Annotated in this window: 17 protein-coding genes and 1 pseudogene; 2 read left to right on the plus strand and 16 right to left on the minus strand. The window is 57.2% G+C overall.

The window, feature by feature from the left end:
• Positions 1–16 precede the first annotated feature (16 nt).
• Positions 17–1,717, plus strand: coding sequence for a cellulose biosynthesis regulator diguanylate cyclase DgcQ (gene dgcQ / locus SK58_RS10600; RefSeq protein ID WP_048219850.1), 1,701 nt, complete (start codon positions 17–19; stop codon positions 1,715–1,717).
• Here the strand turns inward: dgcQ and SK58_RS10605 are convergent.
• Together SK58_RS10605 and yodD are read right to left on the minus strand one after the other, a co-directional pair.
• Entirely contained in the window at positions 1,702–2,502 is an 801-nt protein-coding gene (locus SK58_RS10605) for a mannosyl-3-phosphoglycerate phosphatase-related protein (RefSeq protein WP_023303925.1), read from the minus strand. The genes dgcQ and SK58_RS10605 overlap by 16 nt on opposite strands.
• 294 nt (positions 2,503–2,796) lie before the next feature.
• A complete protein-coding gene (gene yodD, locus SK58_RS10610; protein WP_017383339.1) occupies positions 2,797–3,024 on the minus strand; it encodes a YodD family peroxide/acid resistance protein in 228 nt (75 codons plus the stop codon).
• A 128-nt stretch (positions 3,025–3,152) separates the two neighbouring features.
• Here yodD and dsrB point away from each other — a divergent pair, with 128 nt between their 5' ends.
• The gene (dsrB, locus tag SK58_RS10615) at positions 3,153–3,341 is read left to right on the plus strand and encodes a protein DsrB (protein WP_003859583.1); all 189 of its coding nucleotides are present in this window, start codon (positions 3,153–3,155) and stop codon (positions 3,339–3,341) included.
• 99 nt (positions 3,342–3,440) lie between these two features.
• On the opposite strand, the gene rcsA is transcribed toward dsrB, so the two are convergent.
• From rcsA to fliF, 14 genes and pseudogenes are all read right to left on the minus strand, one after another.
• A complete protein-coding gene (rcsA, locus tag SK58_RS10620) occupies positions 3,441–4,064 on the minus strand; it encodes a transcriptional regulator RcsA (RefSeq protein WP_017383340.1) in 624 nt (207 codons plus the stop codon).
• 290 nt (positions 4,065–4,354) lie between these two features.
• Positions 4,355–5,147 (minus strand): annotated as a pseudogene (gene fliR / locus SK58_RS10625) (flagellar biosynthetic protein FliR); the annotation flags it as partial.
• Positions 5,148–5,153: 6 nt separating this feature from the next.
• Positions 5,154–5,423, minus strand: coding sequence for a flagellar biosynthesis protein FliQ (gene fliQ / locus SK58_RS10630; protein WP_003859587.1), 270 nt, complete (start codon positions 5,421–5,423; stop codon positions 5,154–5,156).
• A gap of 10 nt (positions 5,424–5,433) precedes the next feature.
• Positions 5,434–6,171: a flagellar type III secretion system pore protein FliP gene (gene fliP, locus SK58_RS10635; RefSeq protein ID WP_048219852.1), complete on the minus strand. Its 738-nt coding sequence runs from the start codon at positions 6,169–6,171 to the stop codon at positions 5,434–5,436.
• Positions 6,171–6,545 carry a flagellar biosynthetic protein FliO gene (gene fliO, locus SK58_RS10640; protein ID WP_015572438.1) on the minus strand — a complete coding sequence of 125 codons (375 nt, stop codon included), beginning with the start codon at positions 6,543–6,545 and terminating at the stop codon, positions 6,171–6,173. Before fliO ends, fliP begins: the two co-directional genes overlap by 1 nt.
• 2 nt (positions 6,546–6,547) lie before the next feature.
• Positions 6,548–6,961, minus strand: a complete 414-nt coding sequence (gene fliN / locus SK58_RS10645) for a flagellar motor switch protein FliN (RefSeq protein ID WP_003859592.1) — start codon at positions 6,959–6,961, stop codon at positions 6,548–6,550.
• Positions 6,958–7,962: a flagellar motor switch protein FliM gene (gene fliM, locus SK58_RS10650; protein ID WP_003859594.1), complete on the minus strand. Its 1,005-nt coding sequence runs from the start codon at positions 7,960–7,962 to the stop codon at positions 6,958–6,960. Before fliM ends, fliN begins: the two co-directional genes overlap by 4 nt.
• Positions 7,963–7,966: 4 nt before the next feature.
• Complete coding sequence (gene fliL / locus SK58_RS10655) at positions 7,967–8,437, minus strand: flagellar basal body-associated protein FliL (RefSeq protein WP_003859598.1); 471 nt, start codon at positions 8,435–8,437, stop codon at positions 7,967–7,969.
• Positions 8,438–8,543: 106 nt separating this feature from the next.
• On the minus strand, positions 8,544–9,758 hold the full coding sequence (gene fliK, locus SK58_RS10660) for a flagellar hook length control protein FliK (protein ID WP_048219854.1): 1,215 nt from the start codon (positions 9,756–9,758) through the stop codon (positions 8,544–8,546).
• On the minus strand, positions 9,755–10,198 hold the full coding sequence (gene fliJ / locus SK58_RS10665) for a flagellar export protein FliJ (RefSeq protein WP_006811155.1): 444 nt from the start codon (positions 10,196–10,198) through the stop codon (positions 9,755–9,757). Before fliJ ends, fliK begins: the two co-directional genes overlap by 4 nt.
• 21 nt (positions 10,199–10,219) lie before the next feature.
• Positions 10,220–11,590: a flagellar protein export ATPase FliI gene (fliI, locus tag SK58_RS10670; protein ID WP_017693144.1), complete on the minus strand. Its 1,371-nt coding sequence runs from the start codon at positions 11,588–11,590 to the stop codon at positions 10,220–10,222.
• Entirely contained in the window at positions 11,590–12,297 is a 708-nt protein-coding gene (gene fliH / locus SK58_RS10675) for a flagellar assembly protein FliH (protein ID WP_032619386.1), read from the minus strand. The genes fliI and fliH overlap by 1 nt, the downstream gene beginning before the upstream one ends.
• A complete protein-coding gene (gene fliG, locus SK58_RS10680) occupies positions 12,290–13,288 on the minus strand; it encodes a flagellar motor switch protein FliG (RefSeq protein ID WP_003859608.1) in 999 nt (332 codons plus the stop codon). Before fliG ends, fliH begins: the two co-directional genes overlap by 8 nt.
• The gene (gene fliF / locus SK58_RS10685) at positions 13,281–14,963 is read right to left on the minus strand and encodes a flagellar basal-body MS-ring/collar protein FliF (protein ID WP_017383346.1); all 1,683 of its coding nucleotides are present in this window, start codon (positions 14,961–14,963) and stop codon (positions 13,281–13,283) included. The genes fliG and fliF overlap by 8 nt, the downstream gene beginning before the upstream one ends.
• Between the last annotated feature and the right edge of the window lie 88 nt (positions 14,964–15,051).

The raw sequence follows: 15,051 nt of genomic DNA on the forward strand, positions 1-15,051 counted from the left end.
CAATCAGGGAGTGTGTGTGCAGCACGATACCTTTGTTGTAAAACAATCTTTTTTGCAGTGGCTGCATAAGCGTAGCAATCCCCGTTTGATTGTTAACTTCTGTTTTATCGTTGTCCTGATCTTTTCCACCCTCCTGACCTGGCGCGAGGTTGTGGTACTGGAAGATGCTTATATCTCCAGCCAGCGTAACCATCTGGAAACGGTTGCCAGTGCGCTGGACAGACAGCTTCAGTTCAGCGTCGATAAGATATTGTTTTTTCGCCACAGCATGCGTGATGCGCTGGAAACGCCGCTGGCGTTTGGCGTGCTGCATGATGCGGTAAAGCGTTTTGCGCATTTGCGCACGTCCCCCAGCTGGCAAATTGCGGTTGATAAACAGCGCACGTTACCGATCAACGGTGTTTCGGATGCCTTCGTTGAAAAGACGACCCTTCTGAACCGTGATGATGAGTACCTTGATAATGAACTGTCCGCCGCGCTTGAAGTGGGGTATTTGCTGCGTCTGGCATCCAGCCCTTCCCGCAACGAAGAGCGCGTGATTTATGTCTCTCGCGCCGGATTCTTTCTGGAAACGGATACGCCGGGAAATTCCAGCGATATCGTGCAGCGCTATTACCATCTGGTCACTCAGCCCTGGTTTACCCAACAGTCCGAGCGTGAAAACCGTGCGCGTGCCGTGCGCTGGTTTATCTCGCCGCCTTCCACCTTTGTCGGCAAAAAGCCGCTGATCACCGCCAGCGTGCCGGTTTATTACAATCACGTCTGGTATGGCGTGGTGGCGATGGATTTCACCTTTGCCACCCTGCGTCGCCTGCTGGTGGAAGCCGTGGGCGATAACCCGGAAGGGGAATACCAACTGTATGACAGTCGGCTTACCCAGCTTGCAACGTCTGAATCACCGGCTGCGGACGTTAATCATTTTGACGCGCGCGAATTAGCGCAGATAGCGCACGCGATAGAATCGGATTCCGAAGGCGGCATTCGCCTGGGGAGTCGTTTTGTGAGCTGGGAGCGTCTCGACCATTTTGATGGCATCGTCCTGCGCGTGCACACCCTGGATGAAGGGGTGCGCGGTGATTTCGGCAGCATCAGCATTGTGCTGGCATTGCTTTGGGCGCTGTTCACCGCGATGCTGCTCATCTCATGGCTGGTGATCCGGCGCATGGTCAGTAATATGTATTCGATGCAGAACTCGCTGCAATGGCAGGCCTGGCACGACCCTCTGACCCGGCTGAATAATCGTGGGTCGCTGTTCGAGCAGGCGAAAATGCTGGCGAAGCAGTGTGAACAGCAGTCGCTGCCTTTCTCGGTCATTCAGATCGATCTTGATTGCTTCAAGAGCATCAATGATCGGTTCGGGCATCAGGCGGGTGATAAGGTGTTGTCCCATGCCGCGGGTCTGATTGCCAGCACCCTCCGGACTAAAGATATTGCCGGACGCGTCGGGGGCGAAGAGTTCTGTGTGGTGCTACCGGGCATGACGCTTGAAGAGGCGGCGGACGTCGCAGAGCAGATCCGCGAACGTATCGACAGCAAAGAGATCCTGATTAAGAAAAGTACCACCCTGCGCGTAAGTGCGTCGTTTGGCGTCTCTGGCGCGCAGGAGAAGGGCAATTATCACTTCGAAAATCTGCAATCCACCGCCGATGCCCGTCTGTATGAGGCGAAACAGCGCGGGCGTAACCGGGTCATCTGGCAGGATCACGTCAAAAAGTAATCAAGCCCCTCGCACCAGCCGGTCGGCCCAGTGTGCTGAGTGTGATAAACCCGGGCGGGATCGTTGTTCTTAAGGCTGACGCCCTCCCGGTTGAAGCCTTTCACCACGACGGCAAAGCCTACGCTGTCCAGCAGCGGGGCATCATTCGGGCCGTCGCCCAGGCCCAGCGTCGTCGGTTCGGAACCCTCGTGCAGGCGATACTGGTCCACAAGCCAGTGAACCGCCGCGTCTTTGCCGCAGCAGGTGTCCAGGATATGCCAGAAGCGTGCTCCCTGGACAATCTTCAGCCCCTGCCGGGCGAGTTCGGCGGCAAAGCGTTCCATTTGTTCATCACTGTCACGCCAGATCAGCGTCACGGAAGCCTCGTGTTTACGCGCAAGCACTGAGCGGGGACAACTCAGCCCAGTCCATCCGGCGACCACGCGCTCATCTACGTCATCGAAGGTGGTGAATTTAAGATGCATTTCCTGACGTACCCGGGCAATACACTGCCGGATATCGTCATGCTTCTTTTCTGAGATGAACCGTGCGGCGTTTTCCCACCGTACGTCAGGCTGGATCACCGCGCCGTTTTCCGCAATATAGGGCAACCCGCCAAGCCCCAGCTCCTGCTGGATGTCATCCATCTCGGACGCGGTTTTGCTGCTGCACAGAATGACCGGTACCTGTTCATCCATTAACTTTTCCAGCCAGGGGGCCGCAGGCCGCCAGTCGAGTGTGTGAAAATCCAACAGCGTGCCGTCGAGGTCGGTAAAAACAAGCAGAGTCTCCTCAAACGAAGGCATAACGTCTCCCGGGTGATGATTTCACCTAAGATAAATCTTAAAAGAACAGGCATTGACGCGCCGTTGAAGTGGAAACGATCCCGACAAACCCACAGGCGGCGCATGTTTATACTCATAACCAAAATTCACATGTATAAAATATAATATTCGCTAAGAGAATATATGCTTGTAAGACTATTCCGTTGGGGATAATGTCTTACCTGCATCAGATTTCCTGGTGTAACGAATTTACAAGTGCTTCTTGCATAAGCAAGTTTGATCCCGGTCATCCCCATGACCGGGATTTTTTTCGCCTTAGCGGTTCGTCTCCGAGACGCTAAAGTCATGGATATCCAGCTCGAATGCTTCAGCCAGTTCACGGTAGGTATGGTAATCCCTACCATTGACCACGACACGGTCGGAATTATCCTCCGCGCGATGAACTTCGGACTCACTGATTTCATTGATGGCGGCAAGCAGGGCATCGACATCCACTTCAACCTCACGCTTAATGGTGTCGCTGTACTCTTTGTCGGTCTTCATGGCGGGTTCCTCATTTAATCGTCTCAACAGTTAAGTATAGACCGCACACAAAAACGCCATTCGCGCCAGGTGGCGATGCCAGGCAATGCAATTTGTTCTACACTGGCTCAAAACCACAGGAGGAATGTATGAAGGTCAACGATCGGGTAACCGTCAAAACGGACGGTGGGCCGCGCCGCCCGGGCGTGGTGCTGGCTATAGAAGAGTTTAATGAAGGCACAATGTATCTGGTGTCGCTGGAAGATTACCCGCTCGGCATCTGGTTCTTCAACGAACTGGGGCACCCGGATGGGATCTTTGTGGAAACGGCGGAATAGGGCGGCGTCGGGGGCGTCTTCTCCCCGGCTCCGGCTACTGAAAAGCAAAATCTCTGGCCAGGCCAGAGATCAAGGTAGGGTACAACATGGCCGTGCAAATTAGCGCATATTAACGAAAATCCCATTCGTCACATTATCTGTCAGGCGTACGACATGGTATATGACTTGCTTATTATGCGTTTTAATTTTCCTTTTAATATTTCCTTTGTGTGACGATACTGTTTTTGCCTTGATATTCATCTGGTCTGAGATCTGAATTGTCCCTTGTCCAGCCATCCACATTCTTAGCATACTTGATTCAGTTCTGCTTAATGATAGGGTGGGTAAGTTAACCGCCCCTACATTCTTAACTTCTTTATTCAAATAATCGCCCAGGATATCATCAAGCGACTCTGGTTTAATCGATTTCGAACTGATTAATAAGTTTTTACGCACCAACAAATACTCATCGAAATGAATATTGGCGATCGCCATAAAAACAATAAACAGGGTCTTAGGATGCTGATTAATGATCTGCTTAATGTGCTGACTGTTAGCGGGGTCGTGAATGAAACAGTCCTCATTAATAAACACCACGCCGGGCTTGTGGGCGTCACAAGCGGCTGCGAGTTCTTCAACGGTGTGTGCATCGTTGATGTCTCTCTTTCTTACCCCTCTGCTTGCTAAGTACCCGGTTAACCCTAGCCGGGTGTAGCTGCATAAATCCATAATGATCGTTGACATGGCATACCCTCACTCAATGCGTAACGATAATTCACCACCTGCCTGAGAGCTCATAAACAGCCATACGGGATGGAAAAAATCTAATAAAACCTGTGAGCATGACAAAGACTTTCAGGCGAACTCACTATCCCGTAAAGTTACGTATAATTTGCCAGGAATCATCTTAAAGTAAAGTAAATATTAAGTATTGTGAGGTGGTTAGAAACATTTAAACCGCGTCAGATATATCCTGGTAGATGTTTTTCGAGATTATTTTTAGGAATATCCTCAGAAAGACATTGCAAACACTGGGGGTTATTATTTGCGTGGAAGTTCGCTGACAATATCCGCTAACAGATTGAATATCTCGCTGAATAAATGCTCGCAGAAGGGGGCTATAAGTGGCATCAATAATGACATTAATAAAAGGCCAACCGTCAAAGTCACCGGAAAGCCGATGACGAATACCGACAGCTGCGGAGCCATTCGGTTGAGTAAACCTAATGCGAGGTTAACGGTGAGCAGCAGGGTAATGATCGGCAGCGCCAGCATCAGCCCGTTGAGGAAGATCAGCCCGGCAGCCCGCACCAGCGCCAGAAACGCGTTGCTGTTTACCGGGTTGTCGCCAATCGGCAGCGTGTGGAAGGTGTCCACCAGCATCGAGATGAGCCACAGGTGGCCGTTGAACGAGAGAAACAACAGCATCGCCAGCAGGTCGATAATACGCGCCAGCACGGGCATATTCAGATGGCTGCCCGGGTCAACGAACGTCGCGAAAGACAGGCCCATCTGCAAACCGATAAGTTCACCCGCCGTTCGTACCGCGGCGAAGGCGAGCTGCATCGTAAACCCGACCGCCACGCCAATCATCACCTGTTGCAGGGCAATCCAGATCGCATTCGGGGAAAAGATCGGGATATCCACCGCTGGCAGGGTAGGGGCAACGATAATCGTGATAACCATGCCCAGCCCAATTTTGACGCGTTTAGGCACCGACTTTTCACTGAGTATGGGGGCGGTGGAGATCAGCGCCATGATGCGCAGCATCGGCCAGAAATAGATCCCGAGCCACTGAACAAACTGATCGCTGGTGAAATGCAGCATCGTCCGTCAGCCGATGATGTAAGGCAGATTGGTGAACAGGTTGCGCATATAGTCCAGCAGCAAATTGAGCATCCATGGCCCGGCAACGATAATCGCCACGAAGACGGCAATGATCTTCGGGATGAACGACAGGGTCATTTCGTTAATCTGCGTGGCGGCCTGGAGAATACTGATAATCAGACCGGTGACCAGCGCAACCAGCAGCAGGGGCGCGGCGACGGCAATCGCGACTTTCATCGCCTCCGTGCCCATCATCATGACCGACTCAGGCGTCATTGCGCGCTCCTCAACTGTAGAAACTCTGCGCCAGCGAGCTGACCAGCAGCTGCCAGCCGTCGACCAGCACGAACAGCATGATCTTAAAGGGCAAGGCAATGGTTGCGGGCGGGACCATCATCATCCCGAGCGCCATCAGGACGCTGGCGATCACCAGGTCAATAATCAGGAACGGAATGAAAATGGTGAAGCCAATCTGGAACGCCGTTTTCAGCTCACTGGTCACATACGCCGGGAGCAGAATACGCATCGGCACCGCTTCCGGCCCCTGTAACTCACCGGTGTTAGCGAGACGGGCAAACAGGGCCAGATCCGCTTCGCGCGTCTGGCGAAGCATAAATTCACGTAATGGCTGCGCGCCCTTTTCCAGGGCAACCTGCATGGAAATTTTATCTTCGCTGAACGGCTGGTAGGCCTCGGTGTAAATCTTGTCGATCACCGGCGACATAATGAAAAAGGTCAGGAACAGGGCTAAACCCAGCAGTACCTGATTGGGCGGCGCGGACGGCGTGCCGAGCGCGTTGCGCAGCAGGCCAAACACAATGATGATGCGGGTGAAGCTGGTCATCATTAGCAGGATCGCCGGGATAAAGGTCAGCGAGGTGATGAATACCAGCGTCTGCACGGACAGGGACCAGCTTTGTCCACCGTTCGCCAGCGGCGCGGAAACCAGCCCCGGCAGTTGCGCATACACAGAGGGCGCGAACAGGCCCAGGCCTGTCAGCGTAAGGAATAACAAACGGCGCATCAGGATCTCCCGGGACGCTTGAGCAAACTCTTCATTACGGACTGGAAATCCGCAGGGGCCTGGGCGTTAGCCTCCACCGTGACAGGCGCAGGGGGGAGCGTGTGAAGGACGTTAATGCTGGAGGCGGTCACGCCCAGCACCAGTCGTGCATCTTCCACCTCCACAATGACCACGCGCTCGCGCGGTCCTAGCGGGGTGCTGGCGCTGACCTTCAACCCGCGGGTACCGGCCGTTTTCCCCGCCAGACCGAAACGCTTTGCCAGCCAGGCGGCGATAAGGATAAAGGCAATAATACCGAACAGCGCGCCGCTCACCTGGAGCAGCGGTGAGCCGGGTACGGCGGAGGGCGCGGACAGTGTTGCCTGGGTTTTCATACTTAACGACTCAGACGACGCATGCGTTCGGAAGGGGTAATGATGTCGGTGATACGTACGCCGTATTTATCGGCCACCACCACTACTTCGCCCTGTGCAATCAGGTAGCCGTTGATCAGAATATCCAGCGGCTCACCCGCTAAACCGTCAAGCGCCACCACGGAACCCTGCGTCAGGCGCAGCAGCTCTTTAATGGTCATGCGGGTGCGACCCAGCTCAACGGTCAGCTTGACCGGAATGTCCATAATCAGGTCGATGTCCTGCAACGTGCCGCTGACGTCGCCGCCGCCTAACTGCTGAAAGACCGCGTCTGCCGCGCTTTTCGTCGGCGTCGTTTTCTGCTCGTTTAACGCGTCAGCCCACAGATCGTCCAGTGCTCCGCTGTTTTCATCGGACGGATTGTTCATGTCACTCATTTGGGCTGTTCCTCATTCAGCGAATTCAAAATCGGGTTGATCAAGTGCTCAACGCGTAACGCATACTGGCCGTTAATCGTGCCGTACTGGCTTGTCAGCACGGGTACGCCATCCACATGGGCAATAATGCGGTCAGGTTTATCTATCGGCAAAACGTCGCCGGGTTGTAATTTCAGGATCTGCGATAACCGCATGGAGATGTCGGCGAAGTTGGCCACCAGCTCCAGCTGCGAATGCTGCACCTGACGCACCAGGTTTTCACGCCAGTTCTGATCTTCGTGACGTGAGTTCTCCAGCGGCGGGTTCACCAGCAGTTCGCGCAGCGGTTCAATCATGCTGAACGGCAGGCAGATGTTGAACTCGCCCGTCAGGTTGCCGATCTCGACGTGGAACGGGGTGTTCACGACGATGTCATTCGGGGAGGTGGTGATGTTGGTAAACTTCACCTGCATCTCGGAACGCACGTACTCCACTTCCAGCGGGTTAATCGCTTTCCACGCGTCGCTGTAGGATTCCAGCGCCAGCTTCAGCATGCGGTTAATCACGCGCTGTTCGGTATGGGTAAACTCGCGGCCTTCCACTTTGGTCGGGAAACGGCCATCGCCACCGAACAGGTTATCCACCGCGATGAACACCAGGCTTGGCGAGAACACAACCAGGCCGGTACCGCGCAGCGGTTTCAGATGGATCAGGTTAAGGTTGGTTGGCACCGGCAGGTTGCGGGCAAACTCATGATACGGCTGAATGCGGATCGCACCGACGGTGATATCCGGGCTACGACGCAGCAGGTTAAACAACCCCATACGGAATTGACGTGCGAAACGTTCGTTGATGATCTCCAGCGCCTGTAAACGCTCGCGCACCACGCGACGCTGGGTATTGGGATCGTAGGGACGAATATTATCGTCGCCGGTCAGACCCGGTTTCGGTTCGTCACTTTTATCGCTGTCGCCGTTGAGCAGCGCATCGATTTCTGCCTGAGAAAGAATACTGTCGCCCATGTCGTTACCGCAGAATGAAGGCTGTATACAGAACGTCAGTGACTTCCTGCTTAGGTTGGCCGTTTACCAGCGGGGTCGCCAGCGTCTGTTTGATGGCATCGACCAGCTTTTGCTTGCCCACATCGGTGGCGAGCGCGGAGGCATCCTGACGAGAAAACAGCAGCAGCAGACGGCTACGCACTTCTGGCAGGTAGTCGTTCAGGCGTGCACGGGTCGCTTCATCTTTCAGACGCAGCGTAATACCCACGTAAAGCACGCGATCCGCATCGCCCAGGTTCACGGTGAACGTATCCAGCGGGTAGAAGACCGGCGCCGGCGGAGGCGGCGCTTCAGCTTTGGCGGCCGCGCTGGAGGGTTCCTGCTGCATACGCCAGTAACTGTAGCCTGCGGTGGCGCAGGCCGCGAGGGTAATCAACACCAGCAGCGGGATCCAGATGGAACGCTTGCTTTTTTTGGTGATAGCGGAGTCTGTCATCTGATACGAGCTTCCTGTTTCGGTACAGCTTAATACGGTGATTATCCCGTGTCCGGCTTAGGTCAAAGCGTGGAAAAGACAGGGATAATCACGTTACCTCTGGCGTTTAGGCAAAGATGTCTACGGCACGGCTGCCGCGCGCGGCGGATTGCAGGGCGGCAGGGGCAGGCAATAACTCTTCGTTCTCATCGTTAAACCCGCCATGCTGGCCGGAACGCGAAGCGTGCTGTTGCTGCCCGGATGAGGACTGCTGTTGCCCGGCAAAGCCCTCGCTGCTGACGCTGCTTTGGGAAAGCTGAATGCCGTTTTCCGCAAGCTGCGTGCGCAGGATCGGCAGGGCCGCTTCCAGCGCCGCGCGGACGTGGCTGTGGGGCGAAACCATCTGCAACTGCGCCTGGTTGTCATCCAGCTTAAGCGAAATTTGCACCTGACCCAGATCCTCCGGGTGCAGACGCAGCTCTGCGGTCTGCTGTCCCTGCTTTGTGAACAGGGTGATGTGCTGGCTCAGATTCTGCTGCCATTCGTGCGTGCCCAGCGGCTGGCTTAACACCGGCGCTGTCGCAACGGTAGCGGCAGGCTGTGAAGGCGCCAGGTGACTGACGATCGGGGCCAGCGTCGCGGTTGGGCTGGCGGCAGACGACGCCGCGCTCGCTACGTCCTGCTTCTCTGCGACGGCGGCGACGGCTGGCGTAACGGCTGCCGTGGCGGGCAGCGATGTGTCGCTGTCCTGAACCGGCATTTTTTCCTGACCCGTTAACGCATGGCTAAGCGGCTGATGCTGGCCGTTGTCCGTCTGGGCTAGCGCAGAGGGGAGGGCGGCACGGGGGGCGATCTCCCCGGTGCTCGCAGGTTGCGTCGCTACCGGGATGGTGGTCTGCTGGTGCGGTAACATCGCCATCAGCGCGCTTAACCCGGCCAGCTCCTCTTCTTCAGTCGTGGTCTCGCTGTTTGTTTTCGCCTCCGGCTGGGTCAGCGTCTTCAGCGCATCCGTATTCGCTGCGGGTTTCAGGCCGGAGACGAGGCTTTGCAGGGAGACGGCGGTATCTTCACCAGTCAGGGTCTCCTGACGGGAGAGCAGCTCGGCAATTTTGGCCTGGAGCGTGGTATCACCGTTTTTTTCCTTTGCCGCTGTCGACAGCTTGCTGCCCGCCGCTTTCAGGTCCGCCAGCGTCAGCGGGGCATCTTTGCCTTTGCCGGTGGTCTCGGTCAGCGCGCCCGCCAGCAGAGAGAGAAAATCTTGCGCGCCCTCAGCGCCTTTCCCGGTCAGCGTGCCGCCGGACGGGTCGCTGTCGGTCATCAGCAGTTGTTGCAGTGTGATCATTCTGGTTTCCTCATTGATGCGCGCTGGGCAAACTCATCCATTTTTTTCTGATCCAGACGGTTTTCCGCCAGGGTCGAGGCTGCAATCTGCCGGTCCTGTAAGGTTTGCCAGGCCTGCAACCGCTGTTTTTTCTCGCGCCAGAAATTCAGCGCGGTATCGACTTTTTGCGTCCACTGGTTAAGCTGCTGGCGATGCTGCTCAATCGCCTTTTCCAGCGTCTGGATAAACTGCTGATAGTTAATCCAGCGCTGGCTACCAATGCCCTGCGTCATGTCGGTGTTAAGGTTGGTGCGATATTCATGCTGATAGTCGATTAACATCTTCAACTGTTCTTCAGCCTGCTGGCACCCGCGTCGCATTGCGCCAAGCTGCAATGCGGCATCATCAACTTCTTTTTCAGCCAGATCTTTCAGCGTTGATAACGCACTGTTCTGCGCCATGACCTTCGCCCTCCACCTGTGTTACACCTGCGGGAAAATCAGCTCCAGTGCCTGGAGGGAATCTTCCCAGTCGGCGCGTTCAAAAATACCCTGTTGCAGAAATGCCTCCAGCTGCGGCCACAGGGCAATCGCTTTATCGAGCATCGGGTCGCTGCCTTTGGCGTACGCCCCGACGCTTACCAGATCGCGGTTGCGCTGGAAGCTGGAGAGCAGTTGTTTGAAGTTACGCACGCGGGCGTAGTGTTGCTCGGTGATCAAGGCCGTCATCGCACGGCTGATCGAGGCTTCAATATCAATTGCCGGGTAGTGCCCGGCTTCGGCCAGACGGCGCGACAGCACGATATGGCCGTCGAGAATCGCTCGCGCGGAGTCGGCAATCGGGTCCTGCTGGTCATCGCCTTCGGTCAGTACCGTATAGAACGCGGTGATGGAGCCTCCGCCGCTGATGCCGTTCCCCGCGCGCTCAACCAACGCCGGGAGCTTGGCGAAGACCGACGGCGGGTAGCCTTTGGTCGCGGGCGGCTCGCCGATGGCCAGCGCAATCTCACGCTGCGCCATCGCGTAGCGGGTCAGGGAGTCCATAATCAGCAGCACGTGCTGGCCCCGGTCGCGGAAATCTTCCGCAATACGCGTGGCGTAGGCGGCACCCTGCATACGCAGTAGCGGCGACACGTCCGCAGGCGCGGCGATCACCACCGAGCGGGCGCGGCCCTCCGCACCCAGAATGTTTTCGATGAAATCTTTGACTTCGCGACCACGCTCACCAATCAGGCCAACCACGATAACGTCCGCCTGGGTATAACGCGCCATCATGCCGAGCAGGACCGATTTACCCACGCCGGAGCCGGCAAACAACCCCATACGCTGGCCGCGTCCCACGGTGAGCAGGGCGTTAATCGGCCGCACGCCGGTATCCAGTACGTGCTCGATTGGCGTGCGTTGCAGCGGGTTGAAGGGTTGGGTGATCAGCGCGCCGGTTTCGGTGGTATCAGGGGAGGGCAGGCCATCGAGCGGTTTGCCGCTTCCGTCCAGCACGCGGCCCAGCAGCGCCGGACCGAGCGGGAGCTGTTTGCCGCTTTGCAGGCCGTCACCGCTGATGTTTTTCGCGTAGACGCGGGCGCCGGGCAAAATCCCTTCCACTTCTTCAAGGGGCATCAGAAATAGGCGCTGACCGTTGAACCCGACCACTTCGCTTTCCACTTCACGCGTCTCCCCCCCGTCCTGACGCTCAATCACGCAGGTGGCGCCGAGCGGAAGTTGCAGCCCCGTGGCTTCCAGGACCAGACCGGTGGCGCGGGTCAGGCGTCCATAACGACGAACGGATGGCAGCTGCGCCATCTTCGTTTCAAAATTATCGAGCGTGTTAAGCCAGCGCGTAAGGCGAGCGGTCATCAGATGACTCCCGGTGCCGCCAGGCGGCACAGTTCCTGCCAGCGGGTCGCGACGCTGGCATCCAGATCGCCCTCATCCGCCGAGACCTTACAGCCTCCGTGATGGAGCGACGGATCGCCGCGCAGCCGCCAGCCGTGCAGGCTCAGCGTCGCGCCGAGGCTCTCTTCCACGCGCTGCAAATCATCAGGATGAACGCGCAGCTGCGGTTTGCCGCTGAACAGCGGCTCCTGCTGGAGCAGCCCCTGGATCTGCTTAATCAGCGCGGCGTTATCCACTACCGGCGTCTGGCCGATCACCTGACGGGCCGCCTCCAGCGCCATCTGCATCAGGCGCGAGGCAATCACGCTGTCGAGCGCATCCAGCGTGTGCTGAAACTCGCTCACCAGCTGCTGCATGCGGGCATGCAGCGGCGCCTGCTGCTGGCGCGCCTGCTCGATGCCCTGCTCTAAACCTTTCGCCAGCCCTTCCTGATAACCCTGTGCGTGCCCGGTCTGACGGCCTTCGTTCATCCCGGCGTTGAAGCCCTGCTCGTGCGCCTGCATTTGCATCTGGGCCAGCATCTGGGCGCGCTGTTCCTCTTCACTCAGCTCGGGGATACCCGCCCCGGCGTCGCCCTCGTCGGACGACACAACGGCAGGGGTGAACTCTGCGGTGGGAGGGGAGAGGTCGTCAGGCGTCCAGCGCTTCCACGACAGTTCATCAGACATAGGTGTCGTCTCCGCTGCCAATCACCATCTCGCCGGTTTCTGCCAGACGACGAACAATAAGCAGGATCGCTTTCTGTTCGTTTTCCACCTGAGACAAACGCACCGGGCCACGGTTGGCCAGGTCGTCGCGCAGGATATCGGCCGCACGCTGGGACATGTTGCGCAGGAATTTCTCGCGCAGCGGCTGCTCGGCGCCTTTGAGGGCGATAAGCAGCGATTCGGAGTCCACCTCCTGAAGCAGGCGCTGGATACTGCGGTCGTCCACTTCGACCAGGTTTTCGAACAGGAACATCTCGTCGATAATTTTCTGCGCCAGCTCGCCGTCGAACTCGCGTACCGCCGTAATAACCGCCTCTTCCTGCTGCGTTTTCATCAGGTTGATGATTTCCGCTGCCGTTCTCACGCCGCCCATTTTGCTGCGCTTGAGGTTCTGGCCGTCGAGCAGGTTGTTCAGCACTTCGGTCAGCTCCGCCAGCGCGGCTGGCTGGACGCCGCCGAAGGTGGCGATACGCAGCATCACGTCGTGGCGCAGGCGCTCGTCGAACAGCGCCAGAATATCGGCTGCCTGACCCCGTTTGAGGTGGACCAGAATGGTGGCGATAATCTGCGGGTGCTCGTCGCGAATAAGATCGGCGGCGCTTTGCGGCTCCATAAAGTTGAGCGTTTCGATCCCGCTGGCGGTGTCGCGCGTTTCGAGAATATCTTCCAGCAGGCTGGCGGCGCGCTCTTCGCCCAGCGCCTTAACCAGCACGGAGCGCAGGTATTCGTTGGCGTTGACGTTGAGCGCGGCAAACTGCTCGGCTTCCTGCTCAAACTCCGCCAGCACTTCTGTCAGCTGCTTGTTGGAGATCTGGCGCACGTTGGCCATCGCCGCGCTGAGGATCTGCACTTCTCGCTGGGAGAGGTGTTTAAACACTTCCGCCGCGCGATCTTCGCCAATGGTCATCAGCAGGATGACGCTCTTATCGGTGCCTGTAAGCGTATTACTCATGTTCGTTACCCATCCAACCGCGGATGACCAGCGCGACGACGCGCGGATCGTTATCTGACATTTCGCGAATGCGCTGGCTCATCACCTCTGCGCCCATACGCTGGTTAGCACGGCGCTGCTGCATCTGTTCATCTTTGCTGAGACGAACTTCAACCGCTTCTTCCTCGTCCGGACGCGCGTTCTTCTGTTCCAGCGCGGCTTTCTCGGCTTCAGCACGGCGCTGTAGCTGAGGACGAACGCCCTTACGCCACAGCAGCCACGCGACAATCAGCACCAGCAGCCAGCGGCCTGCGGACATCAGCTGATCGAAGAACGCCTGCTGTTGCCAGAACGGCAGTTCGCCACCGGTCTCATCCACCGGGTTGAACGGTGAGTTCACAACGTTGAGGGTATCGCCACGTTTTTCAGAGAAGCCCATCGCTTCGCGGGTTAAATCTTCGATCTGCTTCATCTGCTCCGCTGTGAGCGGCAGCGGTTTACCGTCCGGCAGCGTTTTGTAGTTCACCACCACGGCAACAGAGAGACGCTGAATATCGCCCGTGTTCAGTTTGGTATGGCGGATAGTCCGGTCGACTTCGTAGTTGGTCGTTTCGTTACGGCTGCTGTTACGCGGGCCGGTACTGTTCGCAGTCGAGGTCGTCTGCTGATTCGTTTGCTGACCGTTCTGCGGGTTTGCCGGCGGGGTGGAGATTGGCGCGGCGTTGGCAGGCGCAGGCTGGTTAGAGAGCGCGCCCGGCACACCGCCAGGATACTGTCCGCCGACCTGTTCCGTCTCATTGATCTGACGCGAGCGTAACACGGCGCGGGAGGCATCCCCGTTCGGAGCGTACTGCTCTTCGGTCTGTTCTTTATTCGAGAAATCAATCTGCGCGGTGACCTGCGCGTGTACGTTGCTGCTGCCGACCACCGGGCCCAGAATCGCTTCGATGCGACGCTGGAGACGGCCTTCCACGTCGGCGGCGTATTTCAACTGGGCGTCGTTGAGATCGCGCCCTGCGGTGTTGGACTGCGTCAGCAGATGACCACTCTGATCGACAAGCGTAACGTTACCCGGCGGCAGACCGGCCACCGCACTGGAGACCAGGTGCGTGACGGCGCTGATCTGCCCTTCATCCAGCGCACGGCCAGGTTCGAGGTTAACGGTCACAGAGGCCGAAGGGGACTTTTGTTCACGGACAAACAGGGACGGCTTAGGCATCGCCAGGTGCACGCGGGCACTTTTCACCGGGCCTAAGGTTTCAATCGTACGGGCCAGCTCACCTTCCAGTGCGCGCTGATAGTTAACCTGCTCGCTGAACTGACTGATGCCGAATTTTTCCTGATCCAGCAGCTCAAACCCAACCGCGCCGCCTTTTGGCAGCCCCTGCTGGGCGAGACGCAGACGAAGCTCGTGCACTTTATCTGCCGGTACTTCAAGCGCACCACCGTTATCGGCAAAGCGATACGGGATGTTCATCTGGGTCAGCTGGGTGACGATGGCGCCGCCATCTTGATCGGAAAGGTTGCTGTAGAGCGTGCGGTAATCCGGACTTTTTGCCCATAAGACCATCGCGACAACGATCGCAATGGCGGCAGCGCCTGCCACAATCAACGGGATCTTAGGGTTGGCGCGAAGGCGGTTCATCCACTCGAGTGATTTATTCTGCGGCGCTGTCGATGCTGCTGTCGCACTCATTGCGCACCTCTTAAATCCTGGTGGTTTACGTTATTCGTGTAGAGAAACAAAACTGACTCCCGGGTCGGCAAACACGACAAAAGTTCCA

It is taken from the genome of Enterobacter sp. BIDMC93 (genome assembly GCF_001037805.1).
GTDB classification, from domain to species: Bacteria; Pseudomonadota; Gammaproteobacteria; order Enterobacterales; family Enterobacteriaceae; genus Enterobacter; species Enterobacter hormaechei_C.